The following is a 23,521-nucleotide window of genomic DNA, read 5'->3' on the forward strand; positions in this document are numbered from 1 at the left end:
CACAGCTCACAATCGAAAAGATAGTGAAGAACTAAGGACTAAGATAGAAGAGTTGGGGACAAGTCAAAAAAAGAAGCACTTTACGTGCTTCTGGCATATTACATGCTTCTTTTAATATTCTGTATTGATTTTGGTTCTGACAAAATTTCAGAGAATATAATCCCTTTAAGTATGTCATTCCTTAAATCCAAAACAGGTGTGTTGATTCTATTATCCGACTTTTCTTTTCTTTCTACTTTCACAGCTTTCGGATGTGTTCCAATATCCCTATCTTCATCTTCTGCCTGATATGGATGGACACTCTCCATTTTAGAATGATATACATTTCCTTCATCAGTTGATACCACATCAGGCGATACAGTACTTCCCATATCTTTGCGCATCATTGGAGGTTTATCTTTTCTTAACTGCTGAACTCTTTTCCTTCTTGCTTCTTCTATTTTCTTTTTATCGTTTGCACTCTTTAAAAACATATTTATTAGAAACCATATGATTAGTAAAACTAATGGGCTATTCATTCAATCACATCCTATTTTGTGCTTTTTTCATCATCTGCTATCTTGGATATTGACGATCTCATATCTGTATCAGCTAATATATTTTTCATATTATAATAATCCATAACTCCAAGCTTTCCTTCCTTTAAGGCTGATGCTAATGCAAGGGGAACCTCTGATTCGGATTCCACAACCTTTGCCCTCATGGATTGAACCTCTGCCTTCATTTCCTGTTCTTTAGCTACAGCCATAGCTCTTCTTTCTTCTGCCTTTGCTTCGGCTATTCTCTTATCCGCTTCAGCTTGGTCCATTAGCAATTTTGCTCCTATGTTTCTGCCAACATCAACATCTGCTATATCTATAGACAATATCTCAAATGCAGTACCGGAATCCAGCCCTTTATCCAATACAGTCTTGGATATGCTATCCGGGTTTTCTAACACATCTTTATGAGAATTAGAACTGCCTACCGTAGTTACTATACCTTCTCCAACCCTTGCAATAATTGTTTCTTCTCCTGCTCCGCCAACCAATCTTTCAATATTTGCTCTAACAGTAACTCTGGCTTTTACTATTACTTCTATCCCATCCTTAGCAACTGCTGCTATTTGCGGAGTTTCAATTACTTTTGGATTTACACTTACTTGAACTGCCTCCAGAACATTTCTACCTGCTAAATCGATGGCTGCCGCCCTTTCAAATTCTAGTGGTATGTTCGCTCTTTGTGCTGCTATTAAAGCATCTACAAGGGTATTGACATTACCTCCTGCCAAATGGTGGGCTTCCACTTCATCTATGTGTAAAATCAACCCTGCTTTTGTCGCTTTAATCATTGGGTTTACTATCCTGCTTGGAACTACACGTCTCAATCTCATCCCAATTAAAGTTGAGATTTTTACCTTTACTCCTGAAAAAAACGCTGTAATCCACAATCCTACCGGTACAAATGTGAAAAATATTATTACAAAAATAATGATGATTAATGCAATACCAAATGTAAACATGATTTTTCCATCCATATTATTTCCTCCTTACAAAAATTTTATTTCCTTCAACCTTTATAACTAAAATCGGAGTACCTTTCGGTAGATATCCTCCTTCAGTTAGTGCATCATATCTTTCTCCAGCTATTTCTATAAAACCTGTTGGTCGAAGTTCTGAAATTGCGATGCCTTCTTTATCTGTTAAGTCTTCTTTTCCAAATTCTATTGAACTTACTTCTGAATTATGATTTGTCTTTAGTATTATATCATCTAATAACTTACTTTTAAAACCCAATTTCATCAAAATTACTGTGACTATGGCAGTTATTATAATTGAAATACTTATAGATAAAATTGCATTGGGCAAGTTATCCATAGCAAGTACCGTACCTGTAACAACTAAAATAATACCGCTAATACCCGGAAGTCCAAAGCCGGGCACTATACCCTCTATTATCAAAAGAATCAACCCGGTAACAAATAATGCCAATGATGTCCAATTGGAATTCCCGGCTAGTATATTGCCTCCAAAATATAGACCAAACCCAATTATACTGATCGAACCGCCTAAACCAAATCCCGGAGTTATTAGCTCTATTACCAGTCCAATAAAACCTAATGCCAACAACAGGCTGCTTACATATGGGTTTGAAATGTATTTTGCAAGTTTTATTTGTAATCCTTCCTTCACTTTGACTATATTTGCATTTTCAATATCAAAGTAGTTTAACATTTCATTGTAATCATCGGAAACATAATCTGCAATCCCATATTTTAACGCTTCCTGTGATGTAAGATTTACCAATTTACCTTTATGACTTACCCCATCTACTACTATATCTTTATCAGCCATTGCCTCGATTAACTCATGGTCTCTTCCTCTATATTGAGCCGTATCCCTTAGCATTGCCCTCCACATGGACATTATTTTTTCCGTATTTGGATTAGGCTCGGCAGATCCTATGGTAGCATTTGAAGCCACTACAACTTTTTCACTTGCTATTGTAATTAAAACGCCTGCCGACTCTGCCTTATTGTTAACATAGGACATGGTGGGTATATTTGTAGCCAAAATTAAGTTTTTAATCTTTTCAGCCTCATCGATCAATCCTCCATAAGTGTCGATTTCAAAAATAATTGCTTCAACGTTTTTTTCATTGTTGATATCATCAATTGTATCTTTCAAATAATTATATGTTGCTCTGTTTATTTCCCCCTTAATAGGAACAATATATACATCATTTGCTTCATCTGCAAAACTTATACTATTTAATAAAAGCAACACAATAAATATAAATACATATCTTTTTTTCAAAAAATCACCTCCACCTTTATAATAACATATTTATTTGACATATACCCTAAAATATGCAAAAAACCTGAGCTAAAAGCTCAGGTTAATTTAATATTCTTTTAACTACCCTATTTACCATGTTTCCATCTGTTCGCCCTTTTACTTTAGGCATGACAGACTTCATAACCAATCCTATATCTTTCATAGAGGTAGCATTTATTTCTTTTATTGTAGCTTTAACAATTTCTTCAACTTCTGCTTCAGATAGTTGCTTAGGAAGATATTCCAAGAGAATTTCCATTTCCGATTCAGTCAGCTTAACCAAATCTTCTCTGGAGCCCTTTTTAAATTCTTCTATTGCGCTTCTTTTTTCTTTTAATTGTTTAGATATTATTTCTAATATTTCTTCATCAGTTAATGTCTTTCTTTCGTCAACTTCTTTTTGTTTAATTGCAGCTCTAACCATAATTATAGTATTTTTTCTAATGGTATCTTTGTTTTTCATAGATGATTTTAAATCATCCATAAGCTTATTCGCAAGGGACATTACTCCACCTTCTTATTAATACTTTGCATGCCTTTTTTTTCTTGCAGCTTCAGACTTCTTTTTACGCCTTACACTAGGCTTTTCATAGTGTTCTCTTTTTCTTACTTCTCCAATAACACCAGAACGCGCGCATTGTCTCTTAAATCTTTTCAATGCATTGTCAAGAGATTCATTTTCTCCAACTCTAATTTCTGACATCCGATTCTTCCCTCCCCTCTCCTTATACAAGAGTACTTCAAATAAACAATGGTTAAGGATTGCATACTTGATAATTATACATTATTATTATATATTTATCAATATGTTTTTAACCTGGAGGCCATAACATTTGTCGTCCTCCTAATACATGAAAATGAATATGATTAACACTTTGACCGCCATCTTCCTTACAATTGTTTACTATTCTGTACCCGGATTTTAATCCATTTTCCTTTGCTAATTTTTTAGCAACTTGAAATACATGGGAAACGATATGGGAGTTTTCATCGTTTATATCATCATTGGATTCAATATGCTCTTTCGGAACTATTAAAAAGTGAATTGGGGCTTGAGGGTCTATATCATTAAAAGCCACAACCTTATCATCTTCATATAAAAACTCGGTTGGTATTTCTTTATTTATTATCTTGCAAAATAAACAATCCATTACCCTACTACACCTCCTTTTATCTTACATAATTATAACAATATAATTAATGTAATATTTCACCTATTAATAAATCATTTTGAATATCAACTATTCTGGTGCTCTTTATCTCACCTATTATAGAAATATTTGAATTTGCTGCCACTCTAATATAATTTGTAGTATATCCTTCATGTAAATCTATATTATTTTTATTTGCTTCTTCAAATAAAACATCTAAATTTCTATCTTTAAACCTGTTCATGAACTCAAAAGCCAGCTTGTTTCCTAATTCTATCAGCTTATCACTTCGTTCGTTCTTTACATTGCCATCTATTTGATCCGGATATTTAGCTGCAGGGGTTCCCTTTCTCGGAGAATATTTGAATACATGTATCCTTGAGAATTTGATTTCATTCACAAAATCACATGTCTCTTTAAATTCTTCATCGGTCTCACCCGGAAATCCTACGATAATATCAGTTGTAATTCCGGCATCAGGCATGTATTTTCTAATCAATTCTACCTTTTCCTTGTATATCTCACTGGTATATTTTCGATTCATACGTTTTAACACGCTATTACTGCCGCTTTGAAGCGATAAATGAAAATGATCACATACCTTCCCTACTCTTGCTATGGATTTCATGAATTCTTCATTTATTAGGGTGGGCTCTACAGAACTTAATCTTATCCTTTCAATACCATCTATATTTCCAATTTGTTCGATAATATCTATAAGCTGTATGTTTTTTAAATCCCTACCATATGAGGCAACATGAATACCGGTAAGTATAACTTCTTTAAATCCTGCATGGCTTAGTTTTTTCGTTTCTTCGATTATATCATCGATTGCTCTGCTTCTTATTGGACCTCTGGCATATGGTATGATGCAATAACTACAAAATTGATTGCATCCATCCTGAATTTTTATATATGCTCTTGTCTTAGATTTTATATCATCTATATCTATCTTTTCAAATTTTTTATACGTTTTTATATTTTGAACTACATTGATTATTTCATTGGTATCCATCGCTCTTTCACAAAGTTCAACAATTCTTCTCCTATCACTGGTGCCAATGATTACATCCACGCCGTCGATTTTTTCAACTTCACTGGGAGAAACCTGTGAATAACAACCTACTACGGCAATCACTCCGTTTTTATTTAATCTCTTTGCTTTTCTTATAAATTGTCTTGACTTTCTGTCCGACAGATTTGTTACTGTGCAGGTATTTATTACATATATATCCGCTATATCATTTTCATTAACAATAGAATAATTATTTTTTTCAAATAATTCTTCCATGGCTTCAGTTTCATATTGATTTACTTTACATCCCAGAGTATGAAATGCAACGGTTCTCATTAGACCACTCCTATATCGCCAAATTCGTAAAGAATGATAGTGGAAGCAACAAGACCAGCTGTCTCCGTCCTCAAAATTCTATTGCCTAGGGTTACGATTTTACCGCCTACATCCCTTAAAATTTGTATTTCTTCTTGTTCAAATCCTCCTTCCGGACCTATAATTATATTGATTTTTTTCCCTGAATTTATAAGTCCTTCTTTAATAGAATAGGATTTTTCTTCCTCATAGGGAACGATAATATCTTTCTCATTTCTTAAAATATCAATCATTTTATCAAAGGTTATAATATCCCTTACAATAGGGATTGAATCCCTTTTTGACTGTTTTGCAGCTTCTTCAACTATTGAATTCCATCTATTAATCTTTTTTTGTTCTTTATCCATTTCTTTAATCTTTACAACTGACCTATGTGTTATTATAGGATAAAATTCTTTTACGCCGATTTCAGTATTTTTTTGAAAAATAAAGTCCATCTTTGTACCTTTTGCCAATCCTTGGAATAATGTAATGTCAACTTTAGATTCATTTACACCTGCTTTTCTATCCACAATTGCCGTTTCAATTCTATCCTTTTCGATTCTTTCTATCCTGCATACATATACAAAACCATCGTTAAGTATTTCAATGATTTCATTTTTCTTTAATCTAAGGACATCCTTTATATGTTTAACGTCTTTTCCTATAATAATAATTTTATATTCACTAATTTGAGATTTATCTACAAAAAATCTATGCATTATATTACTTTAACCTTAGAAGCAGTCATACATGCCCATCCATTCATCTGATTTATATCCAGTATTTTAAATCCATTTTCTGCTAAAGCCATTTCTACTAGAGGTATCTTTTCAATAATTATCCCTGAAGCTATAAATATGCCGCCTTTATCTAGATATGAACTCAAATCAGATGTCAGCTTTACGATTACTTCCGCAATGATATTGGCTACAATTATATCTGCTTTACCGTCTATAACATCCAAAAGATTCCCTTTTTTTACTTGAACTATTTCTTCAACATTATTTATTTTAATATTTTCATTTGAAACCTTTATACATACCTCATCTAAATCTATTGCAGTAACTTTTTTCGCTCCTAATTTTGCAGCCACTATACTTAGTATACCACTTCCACACCCAACATCATATACTTTTGAGTTATTTGATATGTATTTTTCCAAGCTTTGAATACACATCATTGTAGTCTCATGTGTACCGGTTCCAAATGCCATTCCCGGATCCAATTCAATTACTATTTTATTTGAGATATTTTGATATGATTCCCAAGATGGTTTTATTACAATTTTCTCTCCAATTTCCTTAGGCTTGTAATATTTCTTCCAATTTTCTGCCCAGTCTTTATCGTCTATTTCAGATATAATAACTTCTCCATAAGGTTTATTACCTAATAAAAGGGGCGCTTTTTCTATATTGTCCCTTATAAAATCCACGGTTTCTAATAAATCTTCACTTTCAGAAAAATATGCTTTTATCAGAATTCCTTCAAAGTCTAAATCAATTATATTTGGATCGATGAAATCCCAATTATCTTCAGTCTTTGAAAATTTTTCAATATCATGAGGGTCTTCTATCGCCAATCCGGTTGCCCCTGCAGAATACAATATGTCAGTTACTATATCTTCATTTTCTTCTGTTGTTTTAACTTGAATTTCAAGCCATTTCATAGTTCACACATCCTTAAATAATCTCAAATTATTATATCTTAATATATCATAAATTGCTAGTATTTTCAAAAAAAATCCGACCAAACCGCGACAATAGTAATCATTGTTGATATTTAAGTTAAAAGGGAGACCCCTCCACATTGGTATTTAGATGACAAAAGCCAAAGGCATCATTTCAACTGAAATGGCATTATAATACACTCCGGATCCTATCCTAAGGAGCAAATTAATGTTGGAGAAATCTCCTCATGATTTTTAATTCTCATATATTCTATCTGGTGTCTATCCAGTGTGATTCTCAATTAAATGCATCCTTAACTTTTTTAAAAAATCCTTTTTTATGTTCTTTAAGATCTTCTCCCGATTCCTCAGCAAATTGCAGCAATAATTCCCTTTGCTTTTCCGACAAATCTGTAGGCACTTTTACATCAACCGTAAAATACAAGTCTCCTCTGCCTACACCCCGGACATTTGGAACTCCCTTATTCTTTATTTTAAACCTGCTTCCTGTTTGAGTTCCCTCGGGTATATCAAATTTTTCAATACCTTCCAAAGTCGGGACTTGAATTTCGGTTCCCAAAGTTGCTTGAGCAAATGATATTGGAATATTTAAAAATAAATCATTTCTATCTCTTTTAAATATAGGATCTTCTTTAACCGTAATATAAACATATAAATCCCCGGATGGTCCTCCTGAATTTCCGGATTCTCCTTCTCCCCTTATGGATATAACTGAATCATTGTCTACGCCTGCAGGTACCTTGACCTTTATTTTCTTATCCTTGACTTCCTTGCCTGAACCGTTACATACATTGCATTTTTCTTTGATTATTTCTCCTGTACCGCCACATTTATCACATGTCCCTACCCTTACAAATTGTCCGAAGGGGGTTTGCTGCGCATATCTCACTTCGCCTTTTCCATTGCAATTAGGGCAAACTTCTTTCTCCGTTCCATTCTTTGCGCCTGTACCGGAGCAAGAAGAACATTTTTCTGTTTTTCTTATTTGTATCTCCTTTTCTACTCCAAAGACCGCATCCCTAAAGTCCAAATTCAAATTATATCTTAAATCAGAGCCCCTGGTAGGACCTCTTCTCTTTGCTCCTGAAGTTGAACCGCCGAAACCTCCGCCAAATATATCAAATATATCGTCAAATATATCAGAAAATCCTCCAAAATCTCCGCTGCCGGCCTGCGGATCCACTCCGGCATGACCGAATCTGTCATATCTGGATCTCTTTTCGGGATCACTTAATATTTCATATGCTGCACTCGCTTCCTTAAATTTTTGTTCTGCTTCTTCTTTATTATCGGGATTTAAATCCGGATGATATTTCTTTGCCAAGGATCTATATGCTTTTTTTATTTCGTTTTCATTCGCATCTTTATTGACTCCTAAGATCTCATAGTAATCTCTCAAATATTTCACCTACCCTTCATTGTCTGTGAAAATTTAGTAAGCTAAATCCTAGGATTTAGCTTACTAAATTATTCATCTTCGTTGTCTTCGTCATCATCTACTACTTCATAATCAGCATCTACTACATCATCATCGCTGCCGGAAGTACCTCCGCCTTGACCATCTTGTCCCTGCGTATTTTCATATAACTTTTGAGATATAGCATAAAACTCTTGTGTTAATTCATCGGTTTTATGTTTTATATCGTCAATGTCGTCTCCCTCTAAGGACTTCTTAAGCGCTTCTAACTTTTCTTTCACTTTTGACTCTTCATCCTTGGAAAGCTTCCCTTTTAGGTCCTTTAAAGTCTTTTCAGTTTGATATACTATGGAATCACCATTGTTTCTAACTTCTATAGATTCTTTCTTATTCTTATCTTCTTCGGCATATCTTTCCGCTTCTTTTACCTTATTTTCTATTTCATCGTCTGATAAATTTGAAGAAGCTGTAATTGTAATTTTCTGCTCTTTTCCGGTACCTAAATCCTTAGCACTTACATTTACGATTCCATTGGCATCTATATCAAATGTAACTTCTATCTGAGGTACTCCTCTTGGTGCCGGCGGTATCCCCGTCAACTGGAATGTACCTAATGTAGTGTTATCATTTGCCATTTGTCTTTCACCTTGTAATACATGAATATCTACGGCAGTTTGACCATCTGCTGCAGTTGAAAATACTTGAGATTTCTTAGTCGGTATGGTGGTATTTCTTTCTATAAGTCTAGTTGTAACTCCACCTAAGGTTTCAATTCCCAAAGATAATGGAGTAACATCCAATAGAAGTAAGTCTGAACCAAATTCCCCAGCTAATATTCCGCCTTGTATAGCTGCACCTAATGCCACACATTCGTCGGGATTTATGTCTTTTTGAGGATCTTTTCCTATAAGTCTCTTAACCGCTTCCTGAACAGCAGGTATTCTTGTAGAACCTCCCACCAATAGTACCTTTTCTATTTCAGATGGTTGCAATCCTGCATCTTTTAATGCTGACTTTACAGGATCCAATGTTTTGTCTACAAGGTCTGATGTTAATTCATTAAATTTAGCTCTTGTAATGTCCATATTTAAATGCAACGGACCCGATGAAGTTGCTGTGATAAAAGGTAAATTTATATTTGTTGACATAACGGAAGAAAGCTCTTTCTTTGCCTTTTCTGCCGCTTCCTTTAATCTTTGCAACGACATTTTATCCTTTGTTAAGTCTATGCCATTTTCTTTTTTGAATTGCTCATTTATATATTTTATTATAGCATCATCAAAGTCGTCTCCACCAAGGGTATTGTTTCCTCTTGTAGCTAAAACTTCAAATACGCCATCTCCCAATTCAAGAATGGAAACGTCAAATGTACCTCCGCCTAAATCAAACACCATTATCTTATGCTGCCCGTCTTCTTTGTCTATTCCGTATGCTAATGCAGCAGCTGTTGGTTCATTTATAATCCTTATAACATTTAAGCCAGATATTTTTCCTGCATCTTTTGTTGCTTGTCTTTGACTATCGGTAAAATAAGCCGGTACGGTTATAACAGCGTCCTTTACAGGTTCGCCAATATAGCTTTCCACATCTGCCTTAATCTTTTGCAATATCATAGCAGAAATTTCCTGTGGTGAATATTCCTTACCGTCTATTACCTTCTTAAAGTCTGAACCCATTTTTCTTTTAATTGATTGTATTGTTCTGTCCGGGTTTGTTATTGCTTGTCTTTTTGCAGTCTCTCCAACCAGTCTTTCCCCATCCTTTGTAAAAGCAACTACAGATGGTGTGGTTCTATTACCCTCTATGTTGGGTATTATAGTAGATTCTCCACCTTCCATAATAGCAACACAAGAATTAGTTGTACCTAAATCTATTCCTATAGTTTTTCCCATTTTAATATCCTCCTATTAATCTATATTGAAACTTTAACCATTGAAGGTCTTATAACTTTTTCTTTGAGCATATATCCTTTCTGCAACACCTCTATAACTGTATTGGGTTCATGCTCCTTTGATTCTTCCGTTACCACGGCATGATGATAATTTGGGTCAAAAGGTTTACTCAATGCATCAATCTCTTCTATAGAATACTTCTTTAATAAATCTACCATTTGATCATTTATCATTTTAACACCTTTATAAAAACCATCATCTTCATCTTGATCTGTGTTTAATGCCCTTTCAAAGTTGTCTAAAATAGGTAGCAAGTCAAGTACAAAGCATTCAATTCCATAGGAGTATTGGCTTTCTTTTTCCTTTTCACTCCTCTTTTTAAAGTTAATAAAATCAGCCTGCAATCTAAGAAGTTTGTTATTTAATTCTTCTATTTCCTCTATTGATTGTGTTAATTCTTCCTCTTGAGTTGACTTTGATTCTTCATTTTCAATTGAATTATCTTCATTTGTATCTTGCATTCCTTCTGCCATATCATTGACAGTATTTTTGTCGTCTTTGTTCATTATCTTTTTCACCTCTTTAAATTAAGCAATATTTCAATTACCACTATAGAAATTAATAATTTCTGTTAAATTTAATGAAAAAATTTTTAAAATGTTTATAAGCCTTAGATAATCCATTCTGGTAGGTCCTATAACTCCAATTTTACCTATGTTTTTTCCGTTTACACTATATGATGCAGTGATTATGCTTGAATCCTTAATTGGTTCATAAATATTTTCATTTCCTATTATAATTTTTATTCCTTCCATGATTTCATCTTCCAACAATACGTCCAAGACCAAATCCTTGTTCTCTATAAAAGAAATAATAGATTTTGCTTTATCAACATCTTTATATTCCGGAAAATTTAATAACTGAGTAATACCTTCTGAATAGAGATCAATGGAATCCATAATATCGAAGGAATCATTCAGCATAGGCAAAATTTTATCTAATATTTCCTTATAAGCGTACATCTCTTTAAAATCTATTTCGTTGGGTATCTCTGAAAATAAAACCCCTCTCAATTTGTGAGTAAGGTAATTTGAAATTATATTCAACTGACCTGGCGATATAGTGGAATCTACTTTAAATATAGTATTCTTAACTATATCAGAATTATTAACCAATACTAAAAGTATCTGATTGTTTTCTATTGGTATAAGTTGTATATGCTTGATTTTGCTTTTGCTTAGTTGAGGTGAAATTGCCAATGCAGTATACTTTGTTATTTTTGACAAAATTTTGGCTGCATTTTGTAATAGTTGATCCATTTCCTTAGATTCTTCAATTAGGGTTTTTTTTATTTTATTTTTTAAATTATTGTCTATATTTGAATTATCCAACTTCAATATACTGTCAACGTATAGTCTATATGCCCTATCTGATGGCACCCTTCCAGCTGATGTGTGAGGTTTGTTTAAAAAACCCAAATCTTCCAAATCAGACATTTCATTTCTGATTGTAGCAGAACTTACACCTAAGTTATAAATCTTTGAAATAGTTCTTGAACTTATAGGCTCTCCACTTAAAATGTAGCTATTTATAATAGCATATAGAACTTTTAATTTTCTTTCATCCAACATATTATCACCTCAAATGTTAATTGGATGTTGTTAGCACTCATGGTCATCGAGTGCTAAACCCATAATATAAATCTACCATTTGTAATAAATATTGTCAATACCTATTTAAAATATTTTCAAGGCATAAAGTCTACTTCCACTAAATTAGCTAAATCTAGACCCTTTTTAGTTAATGTTAGATTTTTACTATCATCTTTTAAAAGTCCGTTTTTTATGTGTTTGTCGATTGCCTCCCTATATATTTTATAAATATCTTGTTTAAATCTATTGCAAAATTCTTCCTTTGATATGCCTTTTATGAGCCTCAAACCCATAATAGAATATTCCGCCATTTCCATAGATTTATCGATTGTTTCTTCTCCCTCAATAGGCAATTTATCTTGACTTAAAAATGCATAATATGCATTAAGATCTGAAGTATTCCAAAATCTCTTTCCAAAACTATTGGAATGACTATTTAATCCGACACCTAAATAGGGTTTTATCTTCCAGTATGATAAATTGTGTTTGCACTCAAATCCGGATTTTGAAAAATTGGAAATCTCATAATGATTGTAGCTGTTTCGTATAAGAAAATCTACTATATAATGATACATCTGTCTTTCTAAATCTTCATTAGGTAATGAAATCAGACCTTTTTTATGCCATTCATTAAACAAAGTTTCCTCTTCTATGATGAGACTGTAATAGGATATATGCTCAATTTCATATTCAATTATTTGCTTCAACGTACGATCCACATCTTCCAAAGTCTCATCCGGCAAGCCAAATATCAAATCCACATTTATATTATCAAAGCCTGCTCTTCTTAAAAGATACAATGTATTTCTTATATCATTACAATTGTGTATCCTCCCTAACATTTGCAATTTTTTATCATTTAGGGATTGTGCTCCCACGCTGACTCTATTTATCCCAATTGACTTATATGCTTCACATTTTGTTTTGGTAACAGTTCCCGGATTTAACTCTATTGTAATCTCTTTTAAATCGGATACATCATAATTTTTATATATATATTCCAAAATATCTATGATATATCTTTCATGAATTGCAGATGGCGTTCCCCCTCCGATAAAAATTGTATGCAATTTATAGTTTGAGAACCTCTCCTTATATATTGACAATTCTTTTTTTAAATAGCTGATATACCTTTCTATATCCTGCCCTTTCATAGGAAAGGATGTAAAATCGCAATAATAGCATTTCCTCTCACAAAACGGTATATGAATATAAAGGCTAAAGGATTCCATGTTTACCTCCACTCCTAACAGCAATTAAATTTCACTTTAATTACTTTTCGTCATACTTAAGGACAGTTAAAAATGCCTCATTGGGAACATCTACAGAACCAATTTGTCTCATTCTTTTTTTGCCTTCTTTTTGTTTTTCTAATAGTTTTTTCTTTCTTGATATATCTCCGCCATAACATTTAGCCAACACGTCTTTTCTTAAAGCCCTTATAGTTTCCCTTGCAATTATTTTAGAGCCAATGGCTGCTTGTATAGGAACCGCAAACTGATGCCTTGGAATTACGTCAACAAGGCGCTCCGCTATTCTTCTTCCTCTTTCATATGCCTTATCTTCATGCACAATCAAAGAAAAAGCATCTACCAATTCACCATTTATCAATATATCCAATTTTACTAATCTAGACTCCTTATATCCCTTTAGCTCGTAATCCAAGGATGCATAGCCTCTTGTCTTAGATTTTAATGCATCAAAGAAATCATAGATTACTTCATTTAACGGCATATCATAATGAAGAACAACACGTTTTTCCTCTAAATATTCCATATTTAAAAATGTGCCTCTTTTATTCTGACATAATTCCATAATCGCACCTACATATTCTGTAGGTGTCATGATTGAAGCACTTACAATCGGCTCTTCAATAAAACTAATTTCCGAACTGTCGGGTAAATTTGTAGGATTTTGAATTTCCAATACTTCTCCGCTGGTCTTGGTAACCCTATATATAACACTGGGAGCTGTGGTTATGATGTTTAAATCGAATTCTCTTTCCAATCTCTCTTGAGTAATCTCCATATGGAGCAGTCCCAGAAAACCACATCTGAATCCAAACCCCAATGCTACTGAAGTCTCGGGCTCAAATACAAACGATGCATCATTTACTTGCAACTTTTCTAAAGCCTCTCTAACGGAATTGAAATCCTCACCTTCTGCAGGATAAATTCCACAATATACCATAGGTATAACCTTTTTATATCCCGGAAGAGGCTCATCTGTGGGATTGTCGTCATCTGTAATAGTATCCCCAACTCTAGCTTCTTTTACATTTTTTATACTGGCAGTTACATACCCGACTTCACCCGCTCCCAAACTTTCAAAGGGAATATGTCTGTTGGTGTTAATCCCTACTTCTGTTACTTCAAAGGTTTTTCCGGTGGATACCATCCTTATAATCATGCCGGGTTTAATAACCCCCTCAAATACCCTTATATAACATACGACTCCTTTATAGCTGTCATAGTATGAATCAAATATCAAAGCTTTCAAAGGTGCATTGGGATCTCCTATAGGTGCAGGTACATTTTGTATTATATCCTCAAGTACATCATCTATATTTATACCTTCTTTTGCAGATATCAAAGGTGCATTTTCACAGTCAATGCCAATTATTTCTTCGATTTCTTTTTTAACTTCATCAGGTCTGGCACTGGGCAAATCAATTTTATTTATGACGGGAAGAATCTCCAAATCTTGTTCCAAAGCCAGATATACATTCGCTAAAGTTTGTGCCTCTATACCTTGGGTAGAATCCACTACCAATACAGCTCCTTCACATGCTGCTAATGACCTTGATACTTCATAATTAAAGTCAACATGCCCCGGGGTATCTATTAAATTCAGTATATATTCATTTCCATCTTTAGCCTTATAAACCAACCTAACTGCTTTAAGCTTGATGGTAATACCTCTTTCCCTTTCCAATTCCATATTGTCTAAAACCTGAGATTTAATCTCTCTGGAAGCCAACATTCCAGTTTTTTCAATCAACCTATCTGCTAAGGTTGATTTCCCGTGATCTATATGAGCTATAATCGAAAAATTTCTAATTCTATTTTGTATGAAATCCTGCATATTTTTCCTCCTTAAAACACACCATATTCTAGATAATTATAGCAAATTAAGACTATTATGTAAAACAAAAGACCAGAAAAACTGGTCTTTAAAATAAATTAGATATTAAACTTAAATTTAAATAATAGGATTTGCCCATTACATTTAGTACATTGTTTTGCAAATCAAATGATAATAAATTTGGATTTTCCATACAATTTAAAGCTATAATAGTTTCATTTACCGTAAATAAAAACAAAATCATTAAGCAAAATAATAGAAATATCGAATTAAATTTTAATAAATTGATAAATTTAACTTTCTTTCTTTCCTTATATTTTTCCATGCGTACACCCATATTGATCACCATTCATAGGGTTGACACAATTTTAAAATTTTATTCTAATATATCTTGCCAAATCTATCGTCAAAAGGAAAATATCTAAATCCTGTTATGCCTTTGATCGACTTAACAGAAACACATCCAAAGTATCTGCTATCCTTACTGGCTCCTTCCTCCCTATTGTCTCCCAAAACAAAGACTTCACCCACTGGAACTATCCATGAGCTTTCATTATAGGTATGCGTAAATGCGTCTCCGTCTATATAGTCCTCTTCTAAAATTTGATCATTTAAATAAACTTTCCCATCAATTATTTCAACTTCATCTCCAGCAACCCCTATGACCCTTTTAATATAGTCTTTGTTTGTATTGTCCGGAGCCTTTAAGACAATCACATCTCCTCTATCCGGTCCACTAAAATATAGAGGAACTTTTAAGGAAAATAATCTATCTCTTTCATGTAATGTTGGATACATAGAATACCCCAACACATAAGTTGTATTAAAAACAAAAGTTTTTATTAAAACTGCAATTATTACGGCTGTTACTATGCTTTTTATCCATTCTATCGTTTCATTTTTATTTTTTTTATCATCATTGTTTTCCAATTAAATATAACCCCCTAACAAGACATAATAAGATTATATCACTATTAATTCCAAATTTAAAGTTTATTCTATAATGCTGTCTATTACGAGGCTCAATATTTCACCAACTAATTTTGCACTTTCATTTGCCTCTTCTAATGTTACTAGATTGCTGCCCATTTCGATTAGCGCTGAATAATCGGAAGTATATAGATTGTACCTACCTGTAGGTTTGACAATTATTCCGGTACATAGATTAGGATATATCGTATCGGATACAGCCTTTATATATTTTGCGAAATTTAAGACCTTTTCATAATTAGCTGCGTCAGGACCGACTACTAATGAAAAAGTAGCGGTACTTACGCCATTTATATCTATTTTTGCTTTTTGAAGAAACTTATCCTTATATGAAGCGTTGTTCTCTACTCCATCTCTGTGAATATCAAATAGAATTTTAAAATTAGAGTTTTCTTCTTTTTTCTTATTTATTGTATTTAAGGAGCGGGAGTAAGATCCTGAAAGAGAAGGATTATCATGTGCTGTCTCTACATGGTCTACTTTATGTCCATTTGCCTTAAGGACAGTTGCCAAAGTCCTACCTACGCTTACTACGCTTTTATTTGGGTCTGAATTGTAATAAACATTCGGATCCTCTGTAAGATAAGATTCTGTTGAATGAGTATGATACATCAAAATATAATCTTTAGCTTTGTCTAATTTAATTTTGTTGATATTCAAAGGCTTAGGTATATTTTCAATAGAGCTTATCCCATGTGAATCTTTAATAATGATTAGGCTCTCATATTCATCCAATTTGTCTATTATTAATGATTCTTCATATTTATTGAATTCATCTTCATCCTCTATATCTCCTTCAAGATTTGTCTCATTCAAATTAGAATTTCTATCCGCTGAATCATCTTTTCCCCCTTTAAAGTTAAAGAAATCAAAAAAAATATTAACAATTTCTTTATCGTTCTTTCCACGAAAATAATTAATAGTTAATAGACTTATATTTAAAAATATCAATAATGATAGTACAATTAAAATTATGTCTCCTCTTTTTTTTCTCCTTACGACTTTTCTATATCTTCCTTTTCTATATCTTCTTTTTCTCCTCATGTAAACACTCCCTAAAATATATCTTAACCAATTTATATTCAAGGGATGTTTATCTTATAACAAGATTTTTAAGTTATGTATCTATTGTACATTGCCGTGTGCCAAGCAGTAGAAATTTCCAAAGCTTTATGCTTTGTGAAATTTCACTGAGTTGGTATGCATTGTGCATTGTGAATTCCCATAACTCTATCTTATATATCTATTTACATCTTTTATGTCGATGCCCGGGTGTAATGCTATATTAAGCCCATTTGCTACGATAATAGACAAATCATCAATTACATCATCAATATCCTTTGGTGTAACTATTGTGTTTTTCATATAGGGATTTAAGACCTCTTCTATCAAAGAATATTTGTCTTCTCCCGACAATTGTTCAAGAATATTATAAAATTCCTTTCCCATTTCCGCTTCCTCTTTCATCGATGAAATTATTAAATCTAAAGTATCATTGACAATAGTTGCTGCATTTACTACTGTAGGAATCCCAATAGCTAAAACAGGAATACCCAATGTGCTTATATTGAGAGTCATTCTTTTGTTGCCAACTCCGCCGCCGGGAGATATGCCTGTATCTGACAATTGGATAGTTGTACTTACTCTATCCATTTTTCTGGAAGCAAGGGCATCTACTGCTATAAGCAGATCCGGTTTTATCTTATCTACCACACCTTTGATTATATCAAAGCTTTCAATCCCTGTTATGCCCATAACTCCGGGTGCCATAGCCGCTACATTTGCCATATCCTCATCAAAGTCTTTTTGATAATTTACAAAAAACTGTCTGGTCACCAATACTCTGTCCACCACTTTAGGCCCCAGTGCATCAGGAGTTATATTCCAATTTCCCAATCCTATAATCAATATCTTTGAATGGGAATTGTTTAACCCAAAATTTTTTATTTCCTTCCCTAACACTTTGCTTATTTCATCTTTTAAATCCTCATCTGAATTGTTTAAATCAGGTACATCTATTGTTATATAGTTTCCAATGGGTTTCCTAATCGATTGTGCACCTTTCTCATCGCTTACCTTAACTCTGGTTATAGAGTAGTTGTTCATCGTCTCAGTCGTTACGGAAACACCTTCTACTTCAACGTCCTTTCCACCGTATAATTCCTTGCTTTCTATGGCTAAATCCGTATAAATATGATACAATTATATTCTCCTTTCATTGTTAGTTTGTAATATTTTTAACCATAAAGAGCTTATTTATCCTTGCAATTTGTAAAACTTAATAGTATAATAATTTTTGTTAGATTATAGGAGGTGAAATTGTTGGCAAATATTAAGTCCGCTGAAAAGAGAATCCTAGTTACCGAAAAAAGAACTGCTTTAAATAAAAGTAGAAAATCAGAAATTAAAACATATATAAAAAGATTTGATGACGCTGTTGCAAACGGAAATTTAGATGAGGCAAAAGTGTTGCTTAATGTAATTGATAAAAAACTAAAGAGAGCGGCTCAAAGAAACACAATTCATAAAAATGCTGTTTCAAGAAAAGTAAGTAGATTGACAAAAAAATTGAATCAGGCTATGTAATAGGTTTCTCCTTTTAAAAAAACTTCGGACACACCGAAGTTTTATTTCTTTTTTGCTAATTTAACTAAAAGCATCTCCATCTCTATTTTATCATTAGTACTTGTAGTTTTTATTCTTCTATCCACTTCCAATATTGAATTTAAGGAATTTTCCAGATCCTCTATTTCATAATTTTTTGAACTTGAAGCTATTTTACCAAATTCATAGGATTTTATTTGAAGTTTCCCTTGGATATATTCATCATTACATCCTTCATCTTTGTACAATTTATAATTCAATAATAGCCGTATTTGCCTTGTAATCATAAACAATATCTTTTGAATGGGTTCATTGGATAAATATATCTCATTAAATATTTTCAATGAGTTATTTATATCCCCTTTGCTTAATTGAGACAACAAATCAAATATATTATTGTCCAATGGTTTTATCAATAGAAAATCTATATCAGCTTTATTTATTTCACTTCCGCTAGTAAAATCCATCAGCTTTTTCAATTCATTCTCTAAATCATATAGATCTGAATGGATATTTTTACTTAAATAACAGCTATTTTGTAAAAAATAATTTATATTTGAAAATGACATCTTCTTATTATATTGCTTCAATTGACTTTCCACCCAAGAATTTAAATATTTGCCCTTTAGTTTTGAAAATTCCACAACACAGTCTTTTTTCTTAAAAAATCTATATATTTTAGTATTCTTTTTCAATTCATTTAAATCATCCATCAGGATTAAACAAATATGGTCGCCGAGAGAATCCAAATACTTATATATTTCATCCTTTAAAATCAATTCCTCCTTTGCAATAAAAGGATTTACGCTTTTAAGTATAATAATCTTTTTATCACTCATGAATGGCAATGTTTCACATGCATTTATCAAAGTATCAAAATTTGCATTATCACCATCTAAAACTGTGAAATTCAGCTCTTCCCATGAGCCTAATATATATTTGTTTTTTAAGGTAGAAATACATTCATTCATTAGATAATCTTCTTCTCCTACAAATAAATAGGCGTTCTCTAATTTATCTTCTTTAATAAGCTCTTTAAATTCAGTATAATTCAAGCCTTAAACACTCCTTTCCTACGTTTAAACTCTTTATGCTCACAAAAGAGATAAGTAAAAATAATAAATATATGGATAAATTAAAAAGTTCATCCATGCTCCTATCCCTTACATAAGGGATAATATCAATCCCATCTCTATCCAAAATAATCTTTATTTGTCCCATTTCATCCGTTCTATAGATAATTGAATCACTATCCGATAACCTCTCAACCACTTCTAAATTTGGATGATTATAAAAATTGTTTCTCCCAACGGATATTATACTATATTTGGGTCTAATTTTATTTATAAAATCTTCTGTAGATGATGTTTTGCTTCCATGATGTGCTACTTTGAGTATATCAACCGGATATAAAGAATCAAGCAGTAGGTTTTCCACTTCTTTTTCTATATCTCCGGTAAATAAAATCTCATGATTAAAATAAGATAATATCATTACCAAAGATTTGTCGTTGGCACTTAAATGGTCTATGTCCATAGAATCTTTAGGCCATATTATATCAAGGATTGTATTTTTATCTAAAACAATTTTGTTATTGTCAGCAATTATATTCAATTTATATCTATTATCTTCGGGTATATAACTTGCAAAAATGGATTTAACCCTTATATTTTCGACTACTGCGTCAAGCCCTTTACAATGATCGGCATCAAAATGAGTTATTATTATACCGTCCAATCTATTAAACCCATTTTTCAACAGATAAGGCATGGTAATATTTTTACCTATATCAAAATCTTCATTGAATGACCCCCCTGTATCAATCAAATAGTTTGAAGTCTTTGTATGTATCAGAATACTGTCTCCTTGCCCTACATCTATAAAATCCACTTCTATGCTATCATCTATATTGAATCTGATTGTTGTGATTAGAACAGTTATCAATAAATAACAGAATATAAATTTTTTAATCTTCATTTCCATTCTATTAAATTTTATAAGTCCCAAGATAATACTTAATAAAAAATAATAGATAAGAATAGTAATAATATCCGGCGAAAAAATATTTAATTTTATAAAAGGAAAATCTCCTAAAAAATTTATTATCATTGAATTTATATTAAGTAATAAATTTAAAACGATACCCAAAATAGAAATTATAAAAGGAAACAAATAATTAAAAGTTACCATAAACATCCCAACAATAAGAGCTATAGATAAAATTGGAATAGAAATTAAATTCGCTATAATTCCCAGTAGAGGCAATGTATTAAAATAATATGCATTGATTGGAAGTAATCCAATATTTACAGCTACAACCGAGGATAGTGAGTTGATAAGTTTCCCTTTATATGGATAAAGGCATTGAGTTATCTTGGGCTTGATTAAAATAATCGAAATAGTTGCTATATATGACAATTGAAAACTCACACTAAATATCCAAAATGGATTGAAAATTAAAAGAATAAACATGGAAATAAAAATTGTATTTAAGGAATCATAAGGCTCATGAACTAAATCGGATAAAAATAAAATGCTAAACATCAGGCATGCTCTTAGGGTAGACGGAGAATATCCAATCAAAATTGCATAAAACCATATTATACTTAAAGTTATGACATAATTGTATTTTCTCTTTATTCCAAGTCTTGAAAATACAAAAATCAAACACCCTGATATTATCCCTATATGTAAACCTGAAACTGCAAGTATATGCGCTAATCCCAAATCCCTATAAAGAGTTAACTCCTCCTCATCTAAAAAATTAGAATTCCCTAAGATAATACTTGATATTAAACCGCTATTTTGGGGATTTAAATATTTATTGAAAAGTCCATTTATGTCATCAGTAAATTTTTGAGTTACTCTATACCTAATGGGTTTATTTTCTCTTTGTATTCCAGTTATTGAATAGCCTTTAATTGACATTGTCGTATATATCTTATGAGTCAATAAATTTAATCTGTAATTGAACAATTTTGGATTTGTATTTTCCTTAGGAAACTTCAACACACCGTTGAACTCAACACAATCCCCTAATTCCAATATCCCACCATCCACTATGTTTAGCATAATCTTTTCTTTTACTCTATGGTTATCCGCTTCAACAATATCTACCATATACTTCCCTTTGTTTTCATCTGAATAAACAACTTTTGACACCCTGCCAATAAAGTCAACCCTCTGATCTATTAGGGACTCCAAGCTGCTGTTTTTATTTATACTAGTGATAAACAGCCCAAGAAATATAAACACAAAAATAATAATTATATTGTTATCTCTATTTTTCATCACATTGGTGATGAAAATAAATACAATAATTCCTAACAAAAGGCTTATAAACTCTATGCTTATATCAAAACAGAATGCTAATAATATCCCTATGATTAATAAAAATGTCAATTTTACAAATGGCTTGTCCATAAAATTCTCCCTAGACGAAAGTTAGTTATTTTTGTAATATATAATTATACTTAAGTTATTTTGATTATAACATATTGCAATAGATTAATATGACTAATATTAAGGAAGGTGTTTATTTTTGACTAAAAAAGTATATATGGACAACCCATATTTAAAAGAATTAGATGCTTTTATCATAGATAAAAAGAAAAAGGACAATACATATCATATTAAATTGGATAAGACTATTTTTTACCCTCATCTTTCAGGAGGTCAACCCGGAGACCAAGGAACTATAAATGGTATAGAAGTCCTTGAATCCTACGAAGAAAATGATGATATAATACATGTCCTTAAGCAAGATATCAAAGAAAATAAGGTGCAAATATCAATAGATTTTGACAATCGATTGGATATGATGCAGCAACATACCGGACAGCATTTATTGTCTTCATGTTTCTACCGCCTTTTCGATGCTCAAACTGTGGGTTTTCATGTGGGGCATGATTATGTTACCATAGATGTCACAATGAGTGAATTAACAGAAGAAGATGCAGAAAAAATAGAAATAATGGCCAATAAAATTATCTGGTCTAATTTCAATATAAAATCATATTTTCCCAGTCAAGAGAGATTGAAAAAATTGCCTTTAAGAAAGATGCCTACTGTAACGAAAAATATAAGAATTGTTGAAATAGATGGATTTGATTATTCTCCATGTGGAGGGACCCACCTTAAAAGCACAGGTGAACTCGGCATGATAAAAATCCGAAAATGGGAAAAATATAAGGGTAATATAAGAGTAGAGTTTCTTTGCGGAAATAGAGCCTTAAAGGACTATACTTGGAAAAATAAATATATCAAAACTTTAAGTCTAATGCTATCGTCTTTGGATAAGGACCTATTGACCAAGGTCAAAAAGCTGTATGATGATAAAAATGCTTTAGAAAAGGAAACAAGGGAATTGAGAGAAGATTTAAATAAAATAAAAGGTGATGAGTTTTTAAAATCCGCTAAGCAAAATGAAAAAGTGAATTTTATTGTAAAAATATTGGAAAATACAAGCCTTTTGGAGGTAAGCTTTATATCATCTTACTTAAACAACAACAATAAAAATCTGGTTCAAATCTATGGTTTAAAAAGTCAAGATAAAGGACAATTTTATATTACCAAAACAAAAGATGTAAATATAAATCTATTGGATACTTACAAAGATGTTTCGTCTAAAGTAAACATTAAAGGAGGAGGAAATCCCAATTCCATACAAGGAGCAATAGAAGTAGATGATATTGAAAATGCTACCAACTTATTCTATAAAGAATTCGTGAATGAATTGGCAGTGTAAATAATTTTGTGTATTCTCATTCTTTAATTAATAATTGGTAAAAGAATACAAAGTAATATAATATTAAAACCGACTCTTTCAAAGGTCGTTTGATTAAGTATATTGTACC

General features: G+C 32.1%; 23 protein-coding genes. 2 read left to right on the forward strand and 21 right to left on the reverse strand.

The genetic code is table 11. The features are described from left to right. Positions 1–98: 98 nt before the first annotated feature. The 19 genes from H8707_RS09095 to gpr all read right to left on the reverse strand — a co-directional run bounded on the left by H8707_RS09095 (position 99) and on the right by gpr (position 18,263). Complete coding sequence (locus tag H8707_RS09095; protein WP_262429835.1) at positions 99–518, reverse strand: hypothetical protein; 420 nt, start codon at positions 516–518, stop codon at positions 99–101. Between the two features lie 11 nt (positions 519–529). Further along, positions 530–1,501 (reverse strand): flotillin-like protein FloA, encoded by a 972-nt coding sequence (gene floA / locus H8707_RS09100; protein WP_394354655.1) that lies wholly within the window; start codon positions 1,499–1,501, stop codon positions 530–532. 16 nt (positions 1,502–1,517) lie between these two features. Further along, the gene (locus tag H8707_RS09105; RefSeq protein ID WP_262429837.1) at positions 1,518–2,795 is read right to left on the reverse strand and encodes an NfeD family protein; all 1,278 of its coding nucleotides are present in this window, start codon (positions 2,793–2,795) and stop codon (positions 1,518–1,520) included. An 82-nt stretch (positions 2,796–2,877) separates the two neighbouring features. Then, positions 2,878–3,321, reverse strand: coding sequence for a GatB/YqeY domain-containing protein (locus H8707_RS09110; protein ID WP_262429838.1), 444 nt, complete (start codon positions 3,319–3,321; stop codon positions 2,878–2,880). Positions 3,322–3,336: 15 nt separating this feature from the next. Continuing rightward, a complete protein-coding gene (gene rpsU, locus H8707_RS09115) occupies positions 3,337–3,519 on the reverse strand; it encodes a 30S ribosomal protein S21 (RefSeq protein WP_262429839.1) in 183 nt (60 codons plus the stop codon). Positions 3,520–3,628: 109 nt separating this feature from the next. Next, positions 3,629–3,967, reverse strand: coding sequence for a histidine triad nucleotide-binding protein (locus H8707_RS09120; protein WP_262429840.1), 339 nt, complete (start codon positions 3,965–3,967; stop codon positions 3,629–3,631). Between the two features lie 46 nt (positions 3,968–4,013). Continuing rightward, positions 4,014–5,318, reverse strand: coding sequence for a tRNA (N(6)-L-threonylcarbamoyladenosine(37)-C(2))-methylthiotransferase MtaB (mtaB, locus tag H8707_RS09125; RefSeq protein ID WP_262429841.1), 1,305 nt, complete (start codon positions 5,316–5,318; stop codon positions 4,014–4,016). Further along, complete coding sequence (locus H8707_RS09130; protein WP_262429842.1) at positions 5,318–6,058, reverse strand: RsmE family RNA methyltransferase; 741 nt, start codon at positions 6,056–6,058, stop codon at positions 5,318–5,320. Before H8707_RS09130 ends, mtaB begins: the two co-directional genes overlap by 1 nt. Then, positions 6,058–7,005, reverse strand: a complete 948-nt coding sequence (prmA, locus tag H8707_RS09135; protein WP_262429843.1) for a 50S ribosomal protein L11 methyltransferase — start codon at positions 7,003–7,005, stop codon at positions 6,058–6,060. The genes H8707_RS09130 and prmA overlap by 1 nt, the downstream gene beginning before the upstream one ends. Before the next feature lie 298 nt (positions 7,006–7,303). Continuing rightward, on the reverse strand, positions 7,304–8,434 hold the full coding sequence (gene dnaJ, locus H8707_RS09140; protein WP_316699643.1) for a molecular chaperone DnaJ: 1,131 nt from the start codon (positions 8,432–8,434) through the stop codon (positions 7,304–7,306). Positions 8,435–8,493: 59 nt separating this feature from the next. Beyond that, on the reverse strand, positions 8,494–10,335 hold the full coding sequence (gene dnaK / locus H8707_RS09145; protein ID WP_262429844.1) for a molecular chaperone DnaK: 1,842 nt from the start codon (positions 10,333–10,335) through the stop codon (positions 8,494–8,496). 20 nt (positions 10,336–10,355) lie between these two features. Next, a complete protein-coding gene (gene grpE, locus H8707_RS09150; protein ID WP_262429845.1) occupies positions 10,356–10,901 on the reverse strand; it encodes a nucleotide exchange factor GrpE in 546 nt (181 codons plus the stop codon). A 33-nt stretch (positions 10,902–10,934) separates the two neighbouring features. After that, positions 10,935–11,966 (reverse strand): heat-inducible transcriptional repressor HrcA, encoded by a 1,032-nt coding sequence (hrcA, locus tag H8707_RS09155; RefSeq protein ID WP_262429846.1) that lies wholly within the window; start codon positions 11,964–11,966, stop codon positions 10,935–10,937. Positions 11,967–12,082: 116 nt separating this feature from the next. Next, a complete protein-coding gene (gene hemW, locus H8707_RS09160; RefSeq protein ID WP_262429847.1) occupies positions 12,083–13,219 on the reverse strand; it encodes a radical SAM family heme chaperone HemW in 1,137 nt (378 codons plus the stop codon). A 40-nt stretch (positions 13,220–13,259) separates the two neighbouring features. After that, positions 13,260–15,071: a translation elongation factor 4 gene (lepA, locus tag H8707_RS09165; RefSeq protein WP_262429848.1), complete on the reverse strand. Its 1,812-nt coding sequence runs from the start codon at positions 15,069–15,071 to the stop codon at positions 13,260–13,262. Positions 15,072–15,159: 88 nt separating this feature from the next. Beyond that, positions 15,160–15,396, reverse strand: a complete 237-nt coding sequence (locus H8707_RS09170; protein ID WP_262429849.1) for a hypothetical protein — start codon at positions 15,394–15,396, stop codon at positions 15,160–15,162. 56 nt (positions 15,397–15,452) lie between these two features. Beyond that, entirely contained in the window at positions 15,453–16,001 is a 549-nt protein-coding gene (gene lepB / locus H8707_RS09175; protein WP_262429850.1) for a signal peptidase I, read from the reverse strand. 63 nt (positions 16,002–16,064) lie between these two features. Further along, positions 16,065–17,105 carry a stage II sporulation protein P gene (gene spoIIP, locus H8707_RS09180; protein ID WP_262429851.1) on the reverse strand — a complete coding sequence of 347 codons (1,041 nt, stop codon included), beginning with the start codon at positions 17,103–17,105 and terminating at the stop codon, positions 16,065–16,067. 186 nt (positions 17,106–17,291) lie between these two features. Next, entirely contained in the window at positions 17,292–18,263 is a 972-nt protein-coding gene (gene gpr, locus H8707_RS09185) for a GPR endopeptidase (protein ID WP_262429852.1), read from the reverse strand. Between the two features lie 120 nt (positions 18,264–18,383). Here gpr and rpsT point away from each other — a divergent pair, with 120 nt between their 5' ends. Further along, positions 18,384–18,647: a 30S ribosomal protein S20 gene (gene rpsT, locus H8707_RS09190; protein ID WP_262429853.1), complete on the forward strand. Its 264-nt coding sequence runs from the start codon at positions 18,384–18,386 to the stop codon at positions 18,645–18,647. A gap of 41 nt (positions 18,648–18,688) precedes the next feature. Here the strand turns inward: rpsT and holA are convergent, their stop codons facing one another. Further along, positions 18,689–19,720, reverse strand: a complete 1,032-nt coding sequence (holA, locus tag H8707_RS09195; protein ID WP_262429854.1) for a DNA polymerase III subunit delta — start codon at positions 19,718–19,720, stop codon at positions 18,689–18,691. Then, positions 19,707–22,088: a DNA internalization-related competence protein ComEC/Rec2 gene (locus tag H8707_RS09200; protein ID WP_262429855.1), complete on the reverse strand. Its 2,382-nt coding sequence runs from the start codon at positions 22,086–22,088 to the stop codon at positions 19,707–19,709. The genes holA and H8707_RS09200 overlap by 14 nt, the downstream gene beginning before the upstream one ends. Before the next feature lie 118 nt (positions 22,089–22,206). Here H8707_RS09200 and H8707_RS09205 point away from each other — a divergent pair, with 118 nt between their 5' ends. Continuing rightward, positions 22,207–23,412, forward strand: coding sequence for an alanyl-tRNA editing protein (locus H8707_RS09205; protein ID WP_262429856.1), 1,206 nt, complete (start codon positions 22,207–22,209; stop codon positions 23,410–23,412). The last annotated feature ends 109 nt before the right edge of the window (positions 23,413–23,521 follow it).

This window comes from Paratissierella segnis (assembly GCF_014385195.1).
In the GTDB taxonomy this organism is placed as follows: domain Bacteria; phylum Bacillota; class Clostridia; order Tissierellales; family Tissierellaceae; genus Paratissierella; species Paratissierella segnis.